The organism is Capnocytophaga sp. oral taxon 863 str. F0517 (assembly GCF_000466425.1).
Lineage (GTDB): Bacteria > Bacteroidota > Bacteroidia > Flavobacteriales > Flavobacteriaceae > Capnocytophaga.
Window position 1 is genome coordinate 544 of sequence record NZ_KE992110.1, and the last position, 365, is coordinate 908.

Sequence of the window (365 nt, forward strand, 5' to 3'; positions counted from 1 at the left end):
TTTCATCAGTGGCTAAAATCGTTAGAAGAGCCTGCTACGGCTTTAACCTCTCAGGTAAATATGCCGTCTGTAACTCCTTATGCAAGTAAAAATCACAACAATACTAATACTGTTGAAGAGGATACTTTTATTGACACTTCTTGGACACATTACCAAGAGGATTTTGGCAAGGACTCAGCATTAAATGCTTTCTTTACTCTTTTCTCTTTGGATGATCAAGGGGTAGATTACGAAGAAGAGGATTTTACCAGAAGAATGAAACGTGCTACTGCCAAACGGCGAAAAATGAAAAACAAATCTTAAGTGTAGCCAGCTCACTGGCTCAGCTAATTATAAAATATTGACAAACACTAAAAACAGAAACA

1 pseudogene is annotated in these 365 nt (G+C 37.0%); it reads left to right on the plus strand.

The window, feature by feature from the left end:
• Nucleotides 1-303, plus strand: a pseudogene (locus HMPREF1551_RS03690) (relaxase); the annotation flags it as partial.
• Nucleotides 304-365: the final 62 nt, after the last annotated feature.